At 59.8% G+C, this 16,099-nt stretch carries 10 protein-coding genes; 6 read left to right on the top strand and 4 right to left on the bottom strand.

Annotation, left to right across the window (positions count from 1 at the left end):
- The first annotated feature begins 78 nt into the window (after positions 1-78).
- Positions 79-738: a hypothetical protein gene (locus tag WIN67_RS15500; protein ID WP_123728193.1), complete on the top strand. Its 660-nt coding sequence runs from the start codon at positions 79-81 to the stop codon at positions 736-738.
- 72 nt (positions 739-810) lie between these two features.
- Here WIN67_RS15500 and WIN67_RS15495 read toward each other — a convergent pair whose 3' ends face one another.
- On the bottom strand, positions 811-2,502 hold the full coding sequence (locus WIN67_RS15495) for a SulP family inorganic anion transporter (protein ID WP_267268193.1): 1,692 nt from the start codon (positions 2,500-2,502) through the stop codon (positions 811-813).
- 286 nt (positions 2,503-2,788) lie between these two features.
- Here WIN67_RS15495 and WIN67_RS15490 point away from each other — a divergent pair, with 286 nt between their 5' ends.
- The 3 genes from WIN67_RS15490 to WIN67_RS15480 all read left to right on the top strand — a co-directional run bounded on the left by WIN67_RS15490 (position 2,789) and on the right by WIN67_RS15480 (position 10,406).
- Positions 2,789-3,991: a M48 family metalloprotease gene (locus WIN67_RS15490; protein WP_110595693.1), complete on the top strand. Its 1,203-nt coding sequence runs from the start codon at positions 2,789-2,791 to the stop codon at positions 3,989-3,991.
- Complete coding sequence (locus WIN67_RS15485; protein ID WP_339069072.1) at positions 3,979-9,435, top strand: WGR domain-containing protein; 5,457 nt, start codon at positions 3,979-3,981, stop codon at positions 9,433-9,435. The genes WIN67_RS15490 and WIN67_RS15485 overlap by 13 nt, the downstream gene beginning before the upstream one ends.
- 110 nt (positions 9,436-9,545) lie before the next feature.
- Entirely contained in the window at positions 9,546-10,406 is an 861-nt protein-coding gene (locus tag WIN67_RS15480; RefSeq protein ID WP_339069070.1) for a hypothetical protein, read from the top strand.
- Between the two features lie 121 nt (positions 10,407-10,527).
- Here the strand turns inward: WIN67_RS15480 and WIN67_RS15475 are convergent, their stop codons facing one another.
- A complete protein-coding gene (locus WIN67_RS15475; protein WP_110595690.1) occupies positions 10,528-11,598 on the bottom strand; it encodes an SDR family oxidoreductase in 1,071 nt (356 codons plus the stop codon).
- A 73-nt stretch (positions 11,599-11,671) separates the two neighbouring features.
- Here WIN67_RS15475 and WIN67_RS15470 point away from each other — a divergent pair, with 73 nt between their 5' ends.
- A complete protein-coding gene (locus tag WIN67_RS15470) occupies positions 11,672-12,061 on the top strand; it encodes a MerR family transcriptional regulator (protein WP_102879344.1) in 390 nt (129 codons plus the stop codon).
- Between the two features lie 3 nt (positions 12,062-12,064).
- Here the strand turns inward: WIN67_RS15470 and WIN67_RS15465 are convergent, their stop codons facing one another.
- The gene (locus WIN67_RS15465) at positions 12,065-12,961 is read right to left on the bottom strand and encodes a carbohydrate kinase family protein (RefSeq protein WP_300239569.1); all 897 of its coding nucleotides are present in this window, start codon (positions 12,959-12,961) and stop codon (positions 12,065-12,067) included.
- Positions 12,962-13,087: 126 nt separating this feature from the next.
- Positions 13,088-14,653, bottom strand: a complete 1,566-nt coding sequence (locus WIN67_RS15460) for a carbohydrate porin (protein ID WP_339069063.1) — start codon at positions 14,651-14,653, stop codon at positions 13,088-13,090.
- Between the two features lie 165 nt (positions 14,654-14,818).
- On the opposite strand from WIN67_RS15460, the gene WIN67_RS15455 reads away from it, so the two are divergent.
- Complete coding sequence (locus WIN67_RS15455; RefSeq protein WP_339069061.1) at positions 14,819-16,093, top strand: ABC transporter substrate-binding protein; 1,275 nt, start codon at positions 14,819-14,821, stop codon at positions 16,091-16,093.
- The last annotated feature ends 6 nt before the right edge of the window (positions 16,094-16,099 follow it).

Here is a 16,099-nt window from a genome sequence, read left to right as displayed (position 1 = left end):
ACCCGAGCTTTTGTCATGAAAAAAACCGCCTGGTGCTCATAGGGTGCAGCCAGTCATAACCCCGATAAGGAATCGATCATGAAACTTTCAAGCGTGCTGATGGCTGGCGTCATTGGCCTGGCCCTTGCACCTTTGGCCCAGGCCTCGTCCACGGCTGACAGCGAAGAAAAAGCCCAGTTACGCAAACTCTTCTGCGAGTCGAAGGGCGGCGCCGATATCACTGCGCTGGGTGAGTTGAAGAAGTCCGACGACGTCGGCGCCGTGGTGGTGTGCAAGCTCCCGCCGTCGCCCACCACCGTGGTGGAAAACCAGGCGGCATCGAGCCTTGCCGCCCTGCCATTGACGCCCGTCACGGCAACGCTTGCGCCACCGTCCGGGGTCTACAAGCTCGCCCCGGGCGCCAGCAGCGTCAACACGTCCTGCTCGGCCAACCTGGCCATCGCCAAATGGGCAGGCTTTCCCAATACCAGCAACGGCAACGCCACCTTGAACTGTCGCGGATACAATGCCGGCGCAGCGGGCGGTACGCTGGGGTGCAAGATCGAATGGACCGGGCCGACCCAGGTCGCCATCGGGGTCACCCCTTACGGCGGCCAGGTGGCGGTGAACTTCAATTGCCAGGCCCTGTACTTCGGCTCCGTCGGCACAGTGATGGATTTCAGCTACGCCGATCCGACTTATCCGCGCATCCGCTACGGCTCGGTCCAGGCCACCAGCAGCATGACCATCACCCAGTAAGGCCGTGCCGGCTCGGCTGAACTTCGGTCAAGCGCCGGCGGGGTCGCTCCCTGCCGGTCACCCTCCTCTGCATCACTGCTTGCCGCGCATGCTGTTGCGCCATATGCGGTAGGCCCTGATCCCCGAACGCACCGAACTGAACAGCAACTGGCCGTCCATTTCCCGGGTCATCCCCGAGCGTTCCAGCATCGCCAAGAAAGTACCGCGAGCGCGGGCGATCGCGAAGTAGATGCCCTGGGCGGCCAGGGTTTCGCGGATTTCCCGCAGCACCGCGATGCCGCTGACATCGATATCGGTCACCGCCTCGGCATTGAACAGCACCACCTCGGGCTGGCTCTCGCGCTGCACGGTTTCCAGCAGGCGCATCTTGAAGTAGTCGGCGTTGAAGAACAGGATCGCGTCGTCGAAGCGATACACCACCAGGCCGGGCACGGTGCGCGCTTGCGGGTACTGGCGGATGTCCACCTGGCCTTCGATGCCCGGCATCCAGCCCAGCACCGCGTCGGTGGGTTGGTAGATGCTGTACAGCAGGCGCAGGATGGCCAGGGTCACGGCGAAGATGATGCCCGGCAGCACGCCCAGGCCCAGCACGCTGACGGTGGTCAGCAGGCACAGCCAGAATTCGAAGCGGCTGAGGCGGTAGATTTGCTTCAGGGACTTGACGTCGAGCAAGCCCCAGCCCGCCATCAACAGCACCGCGCCCAGGGCCGGCTGCGGAATCCACGCCATGGGCGCGGTGAAAAACAGCAGAATCAGCGCAATCGCCAGGGCGGCGATGATGCCCACCAACTGGCTCTTGCCTCCGGCCATGTCATTGACCGCGGTACGCGAATCCGCGCCACTGATGGCAAAGCCCTGGGAGGCTCCGGCCGCCAGGTTGCTCAGGCCCAGGGCGATGAACTCATGGTTGGCGTTGATCGCGTAGCCATGGCGCGCGGCGAAGCTGCGGGCCGTGAGCATGGCGCTGCAAAAACTCACGGTGGCGATGCCCAGCGCGTCGCGCAGCAGGCTCTTGCTTTCCTCCAGGGTGGTCTTGGGCCAGGACAACTCGGGAATCCCGGCCGGCACAGGGCCGAGGATCGCCACCCCGAAGCGGTCGAAGCCCAAGAGCCCGGCCAGCAAGGTGAACAGCGCCACCGTCAGCAGCGCTGCCGGCAGCCGCGGGTAGCGTCGCGGCAGCCAGATCAAAAGGCCCAGGCTGGCCAGGCCAACGACCAGGGTCAGGCCATGGATCTCCCCCAGCCGCTGGAGAAAGTCCGCCAACCCCAGAATGAAGCCGTCGCCTTCGATCTTGAAGCCCACCACCTTGCCCATTTGCCCGGCGATCAGGCTCAGACCGATGCCGTTGAGGTAGCCGATGAGGATCGGCCGCGAGAAGAAGCTGGCGATAAAACCCGCCCGGGCGATCCCGGCGGCAATCAGCATCAGGCCCACCAGCACGGTGACGATCATCGACAATTCGACGGTACGCTGCAGGTCGCCCATGGCCAAGGGCGCCACGGCCCCGCCGAGCATGGCGCAAGTGGCGGCATCGGGGCCGACCATCAGTTGCCGCGAGCTGCCGATCAAGGCATAGACAATCATCGGCAGCACACAGGCGTAGAGCCCATATTGCGGCGGCAGACCGACAATCTGCGCATAGGCAATGGCGATGGGGATCTGGATAGCCGCCACGGACAACCCGGCCCGCAGGTCGGCGCGAAACCATTCGCGGCGGTAGTGCAACAAGTTGGACAGGCCAGATAGACAGCGCGATAACGACATGCCGGGTCCTTTCGAAGTATTGCGTTCTAATGTTTGGTTGCGCTCTGGCGGCCCTCTTGTTTGGCCAGGCGACGCGGGCGCGTATTCAAGCGAATCGGGCCACTTGGCGCCATGAGCTGGAGCAGCTTTTGCGTCGATCGAAAGGGTTATGTACTTTCACAAGTAATTTCACTAACCCCTAGGTATGCTCCGCTTTTATTGCCGATCACTGATACCGGGATGCCAGCCCAAGCCTCTGCTGCGCAGGCGCAGCTCATGGAGCCGTATCCTCAAGGATGTTTGAACGATGAGTACCCCCGCGCTGGATATCACCAGCCTGACGCCATTGCCTTACCACCAGCAGGTGGTCGACTACCTGAAAACCAGTGAACCTGCGGTGTGGGCTTGGGCCTCATCCCTGGGCGTTCAGCAGGAACACGCCCAGGATGTGCGCGCCCAATTGCTGCGAGACACCTATCGCCTGAGCCCGGAAACGCACTCGCAGGCTTATCAGGCCTGTGAGACGGCGTTGCAACGCCTGCAGATCGAGGCCCCCGCGACCCTCTACCAGGCCGGCGATGGCACCATGAATGCCAGCCTGTATTACCTGGCCGGTGAGGTGCATGTGGTGTTCTACGGGCCGATCCTTGAACGACTCGATGCTCAGGAGCTGCTGGCGTTGCTGGGGCATGAACTGGCGCATTACCGCTTGTGGTCGGAGCACGAGGGCGACTACCTCACCGCCGAGCGGATTCTCAATCACGCGATGGCCGATGTGTATACGCCTCCGAGCCTGGAACAGACCGCACGTTTATATAGCCTGCACACCGAAATCTATGCCGACCGCGGGGCGGCGTTGGCGGCTGGCTGTGCGCAAGCCTCCATCACCTCGCTGGTCAAGGTCCACACCGGGATTCTCAGCGTCGATGCCGCCAGCTATCTGCAGCAGGCCCGTGAACTGGATGGCAAGGATGCGCCGTTGTCCCAGGGCGTTTCCCATCCGGAGACTTTTCTGCGTTCCCAAGCGGTGGAAAGCTGGTGGCGACAGCTCCCGGATACCGACGCCTGGCTGCACCGCCGACTGCGCGGGCCCTTGTCGCTCAACCGCCTGGACGTGACTGACCAGGTCGAGTTGACCGCCCTCACCCGCGGCTTCATCGCCAGCTTCATCGGCAATACGGTGTTGCAGTCCGAGGCGGTGCTCAATCAGGTGCGCGGCTTCTTTCCCGACTGGAAGGCGCCTGAAACACCGCTGGACCTCGGCACGCTGAATGCCGAGCGCATCGACGCGAGCATTCACGAATACCTGCACTTCATCATGCTCGACCTGTGCCTGGTCGACCGTGACCTGCGGGATGAAGCCTTGCTGCATGCCGCTCGCACGGCGAAAAAACTCGGCAGCGCCGACGACTTCATCAACGTGCTCAAGCGCGATATCAAATTCCCCAAACGTGAGCTCGACCCGATTGTTCGTGCGCTCAAGGCGGAGGTCGACACATGGACCCAATAACTCAACCGCTGAACTTCGCTCAATTGCTGCAGAGCCACGATGGCGCCGCCGTGCCCATCGACGATGTGCTGTTCCTGGCGCTGCCGCTGCTGCGCCAGGTGGCGCAACTGCATGAGCGTGGGCATGTCGCCCAGCTCAGTTACCTGGATGTGGTGCTAGGCCCGGAACGCACCCTGCAACTGCGCCACCCCGACGGCCAGTCGCCGCGCCTGGCGCTGGAGGCGATCAAGCAGGTGCAGCCCAATCCAGAGTCGGCGCTGAACATCGTCGGCAAGGTCCGCCTGACCCGGGATTCGGAAACCGGCGTGGCCATTACCGACCTGCAAGTCCAGGAAGACCCGCAGCAGCCCATCAACCACCCGGTGTTCCTCACGGACTTGCACAGTTGGGAACATCGGCTCGGGCATCACGACGAAATCACCGATATTTTCCAGCTCGGTCAGTTGCTCGCGTGCCTGGCCTGCGGCTTGGATTTTGCCGACGTCAACGACCTCAAGTCGTTCGCCGCGCACCGGCGCAACCTGTTCCAGCTCAATGGCCGGCTCAACCCGGTGCTGGCCAACTTGATCGTCGAGATGACCGAGCTCAACCGCCATGAACGCGCCACTGATGTGGGCTCGCTGGCACGCCGCTTGGAGTCCTGGCGCGAACAGCCGGCCAGCCTGGATGTCGAGCGTGTATTGGCCCAGGCCGAAGGCCCGGCTTCGCGACGCACTGTGGTGCTGGAACATCTGCGCAACCGGTTGTTTGACCTTTCGCGTTGCAATCGCCTGCTGTATTTCCGGCCGACCCAGACCAGCGTCAACTTGACCGTGGCCAGCGTTCCGTTGGTGATGCGCATTGAAAGTATCCGGCCCGAAGCGCTGTGCACCTGGCAACCCACCTTCGGCGGATTCTCCGAACAAGTGCTGGGCGGCAAACCTGTCGGCCTGCAGCAATGGCTGCGCTTTGAAGACCAGACCTGGCTGCAGGCGTCGCTGGAGCGCATCATCCAGGAAACCCGTCGCGACCGCGCCGAATTCGGCTTCAGCAACCTGCGCCTGGTGGTGGCGTTCATGCGCTGGCACAACCTCAAGGACACGCCGGAAGAACGCATCGTCACCCCGCTGCTGTGGTTGCCGGTAGAGTTGAGTCGCAAAAAAGGGGTACGTGACCAGTTCGTGTTGCAGTGCGACGAAACCGAGGCCGAATTCAACCCGGTACTGCGTCATCAATTGCGTCAGCTCTACGACATCCAGTTGCCGGAAACCGTCGACCTGCAAAAGACTTCGGTGGAAGACATCCACGCCGATATTGCACGCCAGATCAAACTGACCGAGCCCGGCGTCGAGTTACACCTGCAAAGCAAACCGCAAATCGAACTGATCCACCAGAAAGCCGTGCAGCATCTGCACCACTTCCAGCGCCGTCGTGCCCGCCAGCGCATGTCGACGCCCTTGGTGAAGCCGGATTTCAGCTACGACCGCGAAGATTTCCGTCCGCTGGGCCTGCAGTTGTTCCAGCAGAAGGTGCTGCCCAGCGAGTTGCCGCTGCGTCTGGCCATAGGCGCCAAGCCCGTTCTGCGCAACCAACACCCTCAGATGGTTGCCAGCAGCGCCGAAAACAGCACCTTCGCCATGCCCGAGAACCAGGGGCATCGTTACGCCTGGGACATAGACCTGACCCAGGTGACCCTGGCCAACTTCAATTATCGCAAGATGTCGCTGGTGCGTGACTATGCACAGTTGATCGACGAACCGGCGCAGAACGAAGCCTTTGACCGGATGTTCTCCATCGAGCCTCGGGACGTCGAGGTCCAGGCCCCCGAGCCGACCCCGTTGCCCGAACAGTGGAACGTGGTGGCGGGTGACGCCACGCAGAATGCGGCCGTCAGCCTGGCCCGTACCGGGCGTAACTTCATCATCCAGGGACCGCCAGGCACCGGCAAATCCCAGACCATCACCAACCTGATCGCGGACTACGCCGCTCGTGGCCTGCGCGTGCTGTTTGTCTGTGAAAAGCGTGCAGCGCTGGACGTTGTGTTCCATCGCCTGCAACAAAGTCAACTGGGTGAGTTGTGCTGCCTGATCCACGATTCCCAGACCGACAAGAAGGCCTTCGTGAGCAACCTGCGCGAGTGCTATGAGCGCTGGATCGCCGGTGATGCGCAGTCGTCGCAGTTGCAAGCCCAGCGCGACACCTTGCTGGCTGGCCTGAGCCAACAGCTGGGCTTGATCGAGCGTTTTGAACAGGCAATGCGTGGGGTGCCGGAGTCCTTGGCATGTTCGGTACGCGAGCTGGTACGTCATCTGATCGAACTGCCGCCCGTTGCTGCCAAGCTGCCCCCCGAAGCCTTGGAACGTTTACCCGAATGGCGTCAGTGGCAGGCACAAAGCGAGCTGACGGGGCGCGTGTATCAGGCGATCAAAGAACGTTTCGGCCTCGACAGCTTCGCACGTCATCCTTTCAGCCATTTGGCCTCAAGCCTGATTACCCACGAACATGCCTACGGCCAACTCAAGGCGTTCCTGGATGAAGCCAGTGGGCTGATGGACAGCGTCGAGCAATTTTTGGAGTCATCGTCGAGCCTGTTGTCCGGGGACACCCGCCTGGCGGATGCGTGCGTGCTGACCCAGGCCGCCGAACAATTGACCAGCGCCAACCTGGCAGCGCACCTCGACCTGCTGGAACCGGGCTCATCAGGCGCCCAAGCGCTGCACGCCGAGCAGGCCGCGCTGCAAGCACTGGCCGTACAGCAACACAACGCCCGTGAATCCACCCACCACTGGCGTGAAAAACTCGCGCCCCAGGACACCCAGGCTGCCATCGATCTGGTACAGCGGCTGGAAGGCTCGCTGCTGCGTTGGCTGCAACCGGCCTGGTGGCGGCTGCGCGGTGAATTGCAACGACGCTACGACTTCAGTCAGCACGCGATTCGACCCAGTTTCGGGAGCGTGCTAGACAACCTGGCCCGCGAGCATCGCGTCACTGCCGAGCTGCACGCCGAGCAGCAACGCCTGCAAGAGCGTTACGGCATCCCGGATGTCGACCTGTTCCTGCACAACCTGCAAGCCTTGCTCCAGCAACTGAGCGCATCACCGCTGTTGCGCCAATGGGTTGAGGGCCTGCGGGGAAATCCCGACGCCCTGTCCGGTGTACGCCAGGAAGCCAGCCTGCGCCAGCCGGTGGCGCGCTTGGCCGAGCTGGTCGCGCAACATTGTGTGTTCGACCCGGCGCTAAGCCTGGTCGAGTTGGCCGAGTACCTGCGCGATCTGCGTGAAGAACTCGACGAACTGCCCGACACCCTGCCCCTGCTCAATGAGCTGCACCAAGCCGATCCTGTCTGCCTGGCGGTCGTGCAACAGTACGCCTTGGCGCAACGCGTACTGGACGGTTTGATTGCCCAGGAAAACCTGACCCGCCTGTACCGCGCCAATCCGCAGCTGGCGCGCTTCGACGGCCCGGCCTTGAGTTTGGCCGCGCGCGAGGTCAGCCAGGCTGAATGCAACCTGCTCAAAAGCAACGCGCAGGTGCTTAGCGCCACGTTGCACCAGCGTTTTCTGGAGCATGTGAAGCAATCGGCGATGTCGGTGACTCAACTCGACGCCCAGGCCCGTGAGTTCAAGAAAGCCTACGCCAAAGGCCGACGTGAACTGGAACATGAACTGGGCAAGACCATGCGCTATCGCTCCATTCGCGAAATGGCGAGTGGCGACAGTGGCCGCGTGATCAACGACCTCAAGCCCATCTGGTTGATGAGCCCGCTGTCGGTGTCCGACACCCTGCCTTTGACCCCGGACCTGTTTGACGTGGTGATTTTCGACGAAGCCAGTCAGATCCCCAGCGAAGAAGCCGTGCCGGCACTGAGCCGTGCGCAGCAGGTGATTGTGGTCGGTGACGAGATGCAATTGCCACCGACCAACTTCTTCTCCAGTGCCGGCGACCAGGACGACAACGAACTGATTGCCATGGAGGATGGTGAGCAGATCGCAATCAACCTTGATGCCGACAGCCTGCTGAGCCAGGCCGCGCGAAACTTGCCGGCAACCCTCCTGGCCTGGCACTACCGCAGCCGCCACGAAGCCTTGATCAGCTTTTCTAACGCGGCGTTCTACGAAGGGCGGCTGATCACCATTCCCGACCGTCGTATCGAGCGCCCTGCCCCGGCCCAAACCGCACTGGACTCCACGGACGCCCAGGCCGTCATCCGCGGTGCCGACGCGCTGCTCGACAGCCCGATCAGCTTCTTGAAGATGACCGATGGTGTCTACCTCAGCCGCAGCAACCTGGCCGAAGCGCGGTACATCGCCAACCTGGTACGGGAGCTGCTGCAACGGGAGACGGGTCTGAGCCTGGGTATCGTGGCCTTTTCCGAGGCCCAGCAAGGCGCCATCGAGCAGGCCCTGGAAGACTTGGCCAGCGGCGATTCGGCCTTTGCCACACGGCTTGAGCGCGAGTACGTGCGTGAAGATGCCGGGCAATTCAATGGCCTGTTCGTCAAGAACCTGGAAAACGTCCAGGGCGATGAGCGTGATGTGATCATCCTGAGCATCTGTTACGCACCAGGACCGAACGGCAAGATGCTGATGAACTTCGGCCCGATCAACCAGCGTGGTGGGGAAAAACGCCTCAATGTGATCTTCAGTCGCGCCCGCAAGCGCATGGCGATTGTCTCCAGCATTGAGTCCGAAGCCATCACCAACACCCACAACGATGGTGCCGCCGCACTGCGCGCGTTCCTGCAGTTCGCCCAGGCCAGTGCCAGCGGGGATGCGCCGCGCTCCCAGGGTATCCTCGCCAACCTCAATCCGGGTGCTAAGCAGTCCTTTGCCGTCAGCCTGCCCAAGGATCACCTGCGCGGCGCCCTCGCTGCCGCGTTGCGAAAGCGCGGGCATTCGGTTCAGGAATATGTCGGACGTTCGCAGTTCCGTTGCGACCTCGCGATCAGTGACGCCAGTGGTGAACACTTCAGCCTCGGCGTACTGCTGGACAGTGATACCGCGGCCGCCCCTGACGTACGTGAGCGCTACATTTTCCGCCCGACGGTACTACGCAGCTTTGGTTGGAAGATCATCGACGTGCTCAGTAATGACTGGCTGCGCGACCAAGAAGAGGTGCTCAATCGCATCGAAGCGTTACTCAGGGGCGAGGAAGCCGCTGCACTTCCAGAACCGCAACAGCCAGAGGAAACCATCGAGATCCAAGCCCAGCCGCCAGTCACCACTCAAGCGTCACCCTTGATGCGCGAGTTCACCTTTGGTGAGGGCAATTCCAACAAGTTCTGGCGTATCGGCGTCGCCGAGGCTGAGGTGATGGTGAATTTCGGCCGTATCGGCACCAAGGGCCAGACCCTGATCAAGTCCCTCGACAGTCCCGAACGCGCTTTGCGTGAAGCAGAAAAGCTGATCGCGGAGAAACTGCGCAAAGGCTATCAAGAGCAGGCAGGGTCAATCGCCCAGGGGTGAGCTGCGTCGGTCTAGCACGAAAGAGACAAGCGCATTCAATCTGCACGCGCTGCAGCGGCTCGAAAAAGGGGCGGCCCCATAGGGAGCTGAATGCTCATGAACATCAATTCATGAGCATTCAGCTCCACAACATGAGCAAGGCGCCGGACGCTGCGCTATTTCATCACCCCCAGGGCGCAAATCAAAAGTGCTTGCCCGCCTTATTCAATGGATCAGACATGCTTAGAGTGATTGGTGAAGAGCAAGAGATCCGTTCAGCGATCAACAGCTTCAACTCCTCCTACCATGAGGACTTCTTTCGGGTTAGGGAGGTCTCCAAGGCCTACCTGGCGACACTTACGCCGCATAACGCCGAATTATTAGCCGACGTGCTTCGAAATGCCTTGTTGAACTGGGGCGCTGGCTCGCGGAAAGCCCCAATACTGCATCTGCCGGCTGAAGCCGCAGCCGGGCTTTGCAATCCGAACCTACACGCCAAGCTTGTCCGTTTTGACACTCACCAACTGGGGGCATTCGCGCTGTCATCCGAAGATCGACGGATCTTCACCACCGAGGGAATGTATCCGTCAGCGGTTCACTTTGATGCAGAGCTGCTCGGGGTCTTGAGGATGTTGGCAGACGCGCTGTTCGCTAATAACACCAACGTCACCTACCCCATGAAAGCATTACTCCTCATAACGGGATTCATGCCAGCACTGGATAGCCAGGTCAGGAATGGATTGAAGCACGCGGGCTTTCGAGGATTCAGTAGCACTCAGTACCTGCTCCCCAACGACACCCTCAAAGCTGCTGGTCAAAAGCTCTGCAGACTGCCCTTCTCGCTTGGCCACTGTTGGGGGCAAAACAAGGAGTTATTGATTAAGGCCGTTCAGAAGAGCGATCACCCTGCCCTTCAAGTCGAACCGGGTCGGGTTTTCGACATCCTGCTCTTCATGCAGCAAGACCCGAGCAGGAAGCTAATCGCCCTCTGAAGTGTAAAGGCGTACTCCAGCCGCACGCCTTGGATTCGACACTGGCCATCAGCACCGCCACAGCTGCCGCAGCATAGTGCGGATGACTGCGGTGTCGCCCCGAAGGGCGAACTCGGCGGGCTTAGCCCTTGGCTATGCAAGATGAGTTGACGAACGTTGCGGTGTGCTGCAAGGACTGACGTATATCCGGCTTGGCGATTCCATGGCTTTTGGCAAACTGCTCGACCGCCGCCGTATCAAAACGAGTGGTCTGGATAAAGTCCAAGGCTTCGGGTTTTGTATTCATAAACCGGGCGACGGGAGGAATGCTCAGCAGCAACTTCAGCAATCGCAGCGAAATGTGATGCCTGGGAGGCTTCAAGCCCAAAGGTTGTGCCACCTGTACCAGCAGTTCTTGCAAGTTGGGAGTTTGCTCATCCAGCGCCAGCAGTTCCTGGCCCACCATGGCAGGATCAAAAGCGCTCACCACCATCAGCTCAACCAGGTAATCCACGGTGACCAGTGGCAGCCAGTGCTTGGCGGTACCGGGCACGGCAGTGAGCTTTCCCTGTATCAGGTTGCGTATCAGCTCCACCAGCGGCTGGCCGTCAAGGATATGCCCCGTGCGGCTGTGGCCACAAACTGTCGCGGGGTGGACAACGGTGATCTCCCCGCCTTTGGCGGACATGAGCTCCAGGGTCGCAAAATGCGCCTCCAGCTTGCTCGCCTCGTAACCGCCGACACGCCGGTAGACGGCAGGCCAATGGGTCTGCTGCGCAGAACGAGGATCTATTCCGATGCGTTGCAGATGTTCATGGTTTTTCAGCATGTAGCCGCCGATCATCACTAAGCGGCTGTTTTGCTCCACCGCCAACAGCGCCACCCGCTTTGCCCCTTCTACGTTCACCGCACGAGACTGCTCCAAGGACAGCCCCCAGGCGAAGTGGGCGCCCAGGTGAAATACGACTCTGGCCTGCCTTAGCTGTTCTCGGTCAGCAGGACTCAGACCGAGGTTGTCCCGCTCCAGATCGCCAGCTACGGCAAATACCCGGGCTGCACTCCCTCCCAATTTGACGACTTGCTCGCGCAATTCAGTCAGTCGCTCTGGGCGCCGCATCAACACCCGAACGGTGTGACCTTTTGCACTCAGATGAGCCACCAGATGTTGGCCGATAAAGCCGGTACCCCCCGTGACAAAGCACTCCACGCTCATTTCCCCGTTCCTTGTTTAAGGTAAGAAATCAAGCGTAAACTATCGACCCAACTCTACAGTCAAGGGATGTTTTATGAAGATCGGTGAAATCGAGGCCCGCAGTGGTGCCAGTCGCCATACGCTGCGTTACTACGAGCAAATCGGCCTGATCTCATCGCAGCGGCGAACGAACAACTATCGCGTTTACACAGCGCAAACCCTGCAAGATCTGGACTTTATCCAGCGCGCGCAAAGCATGGGGTTTTCCCTGGGGGAAATAGGCGAGATTCTGGATGCGCAACGCAACAAGCAGATCGATTGTGCTGAAGGCGCTAAGTTAATCGAAAAGAAGATGGCAGAAATCACACAGAAGATCGCCAACCTCCAGAGCATTTATCAGTATCTGGATGAAGAGCGTGCCAACCTCGAAGCCAGTGCCGCCAGGCAACTTGAGCTTCAGCGATTGAGCAACGCTTCCAACTGAACGCTAGGTAGTGAGCAAACCTTCCACATCAGTCAGCGAAGGAGCATGGGCTCCGGCATGGCGGCAGGATATGGATGCGCAAGCCGCTGAAAATCGCAGGCGCTCTCTCAAGCCTGCGATCCCCAACAACTCTGCAGCCAGCCAACCGGCCATACAAGCGTCCCCTGCTCCAACCGTGTCTTGCACGTTCACGGCAATAGCCGGCTGATCGAGTTGGCTGTCCGGGGTGTGGAGAGTCATCCCGTGTTCCCCTCGGGTCAACAATATCTGCGCCTGAGGATTAAGCGCGCGAAGCTCATGCATTGCCTGCTGTTCGCTCAGCCCTGGATAAATGTGCCGCAGGTCTTCGTCGGACAGCTTAATCATGTCAGCAAGGCTGGTCATGGTCGGGAAGGTCTGCTCCCGATAATGGCTACCCATTAAATTGCGCCAGTTCGGATCATAGCTAACCCGTTTACCGGCTGCTTTGGCCTGCTGAGCAATGTTAACCAGCGTATCTGCGAGTGGCTGTCGAGCTAAACTGATGCAGCTGAAATGACACAGCTCTGCTTGCTTGAGCCATCCTTCGGGCATCAGGTCCGGATCAAAAAACAGATCGGCCTCTCCAGCAAAAAAGTACCTTGGAGGACGGCTCGATGGAACGATGGCGACCAGAGGATCTCGATCGACTCGTTGGATAAAACGCATATCCAATCCTGCCGCTTCCGACTGCAAAACGATCTCGTCACCCAATGAATCTAAGCTCACCGACCCAGCAAAAGCGCTGCTGACACCCAAGCGACTTAAGGCTCGTGCAACGTTCCAGGGTGCACCACCGGGGTAACCCTTCCACTGTCCAGGCGTGCCTTGGACAAGGTCGATCAGGGCTTCGCCAAATATGACCGCGCGAGGCAATACCATCTCATTTCCTCAATTTTTTGTTACCGGGATAACTGCTGGCTGATCAGTTCCGACCGGTAGTTTCTTACTCAATGCAACAACAGCCGGCAGACGCGCTGAAGGCGTGTTTGCCGGCGCGTTCAACTATTAAAACCAGGTTTCCATTTGTATACCGTATTGCCATACACCTCCGGCGTTGAAGTCCGTCTTGCCGAAGGAGTCTGAGGTACTGTACTTGTCCAGATCCGAAGACCAATTCATGTAGCTTGCGAACACTCGCATTTCCGGACGTGTGAGAAGGTCTCCAACGTCAAGTTTGAATGTCGGGGCGACGGTGAACTTCCAGAAGTTACCGTCGACCGCATTACGTTGTAGATAGCCCTTGGGGTCGAGGTCCATGGTTTGCCAGCTCAGTTCGTAGGCCATCTCGAAGTTGCTGTTGATTGTGTTCGCCAAGCGCATGTTCAGGGTCAGCCAGCGGTAGTCGTCACCCTTGACGTATCTATCCTTGCTCTGCTCGGCCAGCAAGCTGGGTCCGATGCGCCAGTCAGGCGCAATTGGAGTCTCGCCGTAAAGAGCAAGACGCAGAGCCCGGGCCTCGTCAATCAGTTCACCATCCGAACCAACGTTCTTGACCTCGGCCCCCAGACCTTGCCCATAGAGCAGTGCCGTTTTGAAGAAGCCTTCTCTGCCGAAAAAGTTTTTCTGGTGATTGGCCAGCATGCTGTGCAAGCCGGAATCCGCAGGCGTCAAACCCGCTTTATTGGTGCGGGTACCGAAATCGTTTTTCTTTGCGCCGATGCCATTGAACATCCACTGCCACTGGCCCTCCTCGAAGAACTGGTTGGAGGTCAGGATGTAACTCGCCACATCGGCATTAAGCCCCCCTTGACTGAAATCCCCGTAGCTACGCCCGATCAAGGAGTAATTCGAGCGCCAATTCTTGTTCATCTGCACGTCGTAGATTCCACCGCCGGTACCGGCCAGGTAGACGACGTCCGAGTCCATCCAGTGGATATCGAAGTTATCCCGGTCAAATCGCTTGCCTGCCCACAGGGTGGCGTTCTCGAACACGGGATTGCCCTTGAACGCAGCGATATGGTCGAGCGTTGTGAACACCTGGCGCACGTTCAGTTTGCTTTCGTCGGCGGTCCAGTCATTGGAGCTTTCCACTCCGTCGGCGATGGACACCGTGAATTTGGAACGGGTGCCATTCTGCGCATAGATTTCTTTCGACAGGTCTATGCGCATGTAGGTGTCGTCTTCGTTACCGAGCCGCCCGACTGCTCCCCCCACCGATCCGGCCGGAGTCGTATAAGGGCCGCCGCGACCACCACCAAGCCCCTCGTCGATCAGCAATCCGGAACGGGCGTAGCCGTTGAAGCTGAATCCATCAGTGAGGTTTGAAGTGCTGGCCTGCTTTTCCATGCTTTCCTGGCGGGCTTCGAGTTTTGCCAGTCGGGTGTCCACAACGGGATTCGTGGCCTGGGATGCAGTGGATGCTGCAGGCTGCAAAGCGGAGGTGGCGAGCTTGATCTGTTGCAATTCTCTGGCAAGTGCCTGGGTTTGCTGTTCGGCTGCGGCTGCGCGCTTTTCCGCTGCACTGGCGCGGGCCTCGAACGCGGCCATGCGCTCTTCCAGAGTCGCGGCCTGAGAGGTCGCCGCCGAGCTGCTGAGCACGCCTGCAAGTAGCCATCTTGATGCTTTCTGCATGTGGATTTCCCTGTTTTATTTTTATTGTTTTGTTCCAGCGACAGAGCGCTTTTTTCGCGAGTGGTGAGGGTCCAATTCGACAAAAAAGATGCCTTATCGAAAATGTGCTGTTACATTTGCCGTGTTAACGTTAACTTCTCTAAAAACAAAAATAAAGAGGCCTTCATGAAACAGCTCAAATCTCTCCTTCCAGCAGTGCTGCTCACCCTCAGTGCCGGACTTCCGTCTGTCTCCAGCGCAGCTGATTTGACGATCTCGTGCGGTGCGGTAGGTGCAGAGTTACAACTCTGCAAGGAGGCAGTCGACGCGTGGTCGAAGCAGACCGGCAACCACGTCGAGGTGGTCTCCACGCCTAACTCGGCGACCGAGAGGCTGTCGTTCTACCAACAGATCCTCAGTGCGCAGTCCACCGACATCGACATCATTCAAATCGATATGGTGTGGCCGGGGATGCTGGCCAAACATCTGATGGATCTGCGCGAGGGGCTGCCAGCCGACGCGACCCAAGGCTACTTCCAGGCCCAGATTGATAACGCCACAGTAAACGGACGGCTGGTGACCATGCCCTGGTTCACCGACTCGGGCCTGCTGTATTACCGCAAGGACTTGCTCGAGAAGTACAACAAGCAGGTGCCCCAGACGTGGGAGGAAATGACCGCTACCGCCAGAGATGTGCAACAGGCCGAGCGCAACGCCGGCAACCCCAATGTGTGGGGCTACATATTTCAGGGGCGCGCCTACGAAGGGCTGACGTGCAATGCGCTGGAGTGGATCAGCAGCCAACCGGGAGGCGGACTGGTCAATCCACGAGGAGACATCATCGTTAACACCCAGGCCTCAAAAGCTGCCTTGAGCCTGGCCAAAAGCTGGGTAGGAGACATCTCCCCGCGTGGCGTGCTCAATTACACCGAGGAAGAAGGACGTGGCGTATTCCAGTCGGGAAATGCGCTGTTCATGCGTAACTGGCCTTATGTCTGGGCCCTGGTGCAAAGCCAGGACAGTGCCGTAAAAGACAAGGTTGGGGTCGCTCCCCTGCCCCGAGGCGGCGAGACCGGCAACCATGCATCCACCCTCGGCGGGTGGGGCCTGGCGGTATCGCGCTACAGCACCCACCCCAAACTGGCCGCAGAGCTGGTGAGCTACCTGACCAGCGCCCAACAGCAAAAACACCGTGCCCTGATAGGCGCCTATAACCCGGTGATCGAGTCGCTGTATCAGGATCCCGAACTGCTCGCGGCCATGCCTTACTACGCTCAGCTCCACAGCATCCTCAACGACGGGGTCATGCGCCCCGCCTCAATAACCGCCGATCGCTATCCACGGGTCTCCAATGCGTTCTTCGATCGCGTGCATGGCGTGCTGGCGGGCGAATTGCCTGTCGATCAGGCACTGGCCGAACTGGAAAGCGAACTCACACGCATCAAACGTCGGAACTGGTAAGCCACA

It is taken from the genome of Pseudomonas idahonensis (assembly GCF_037903935.1).
GTDB lineage: Bacteria > Pseudomonadota > Gammaproteobacteria > Pseudomonadales > Pseudomonadaceae > Aquipseudomonas > Aquipseudomonas danubii.
This window is presented reverse-complemented; position numbering and strand designations above follow the sequence as displayed.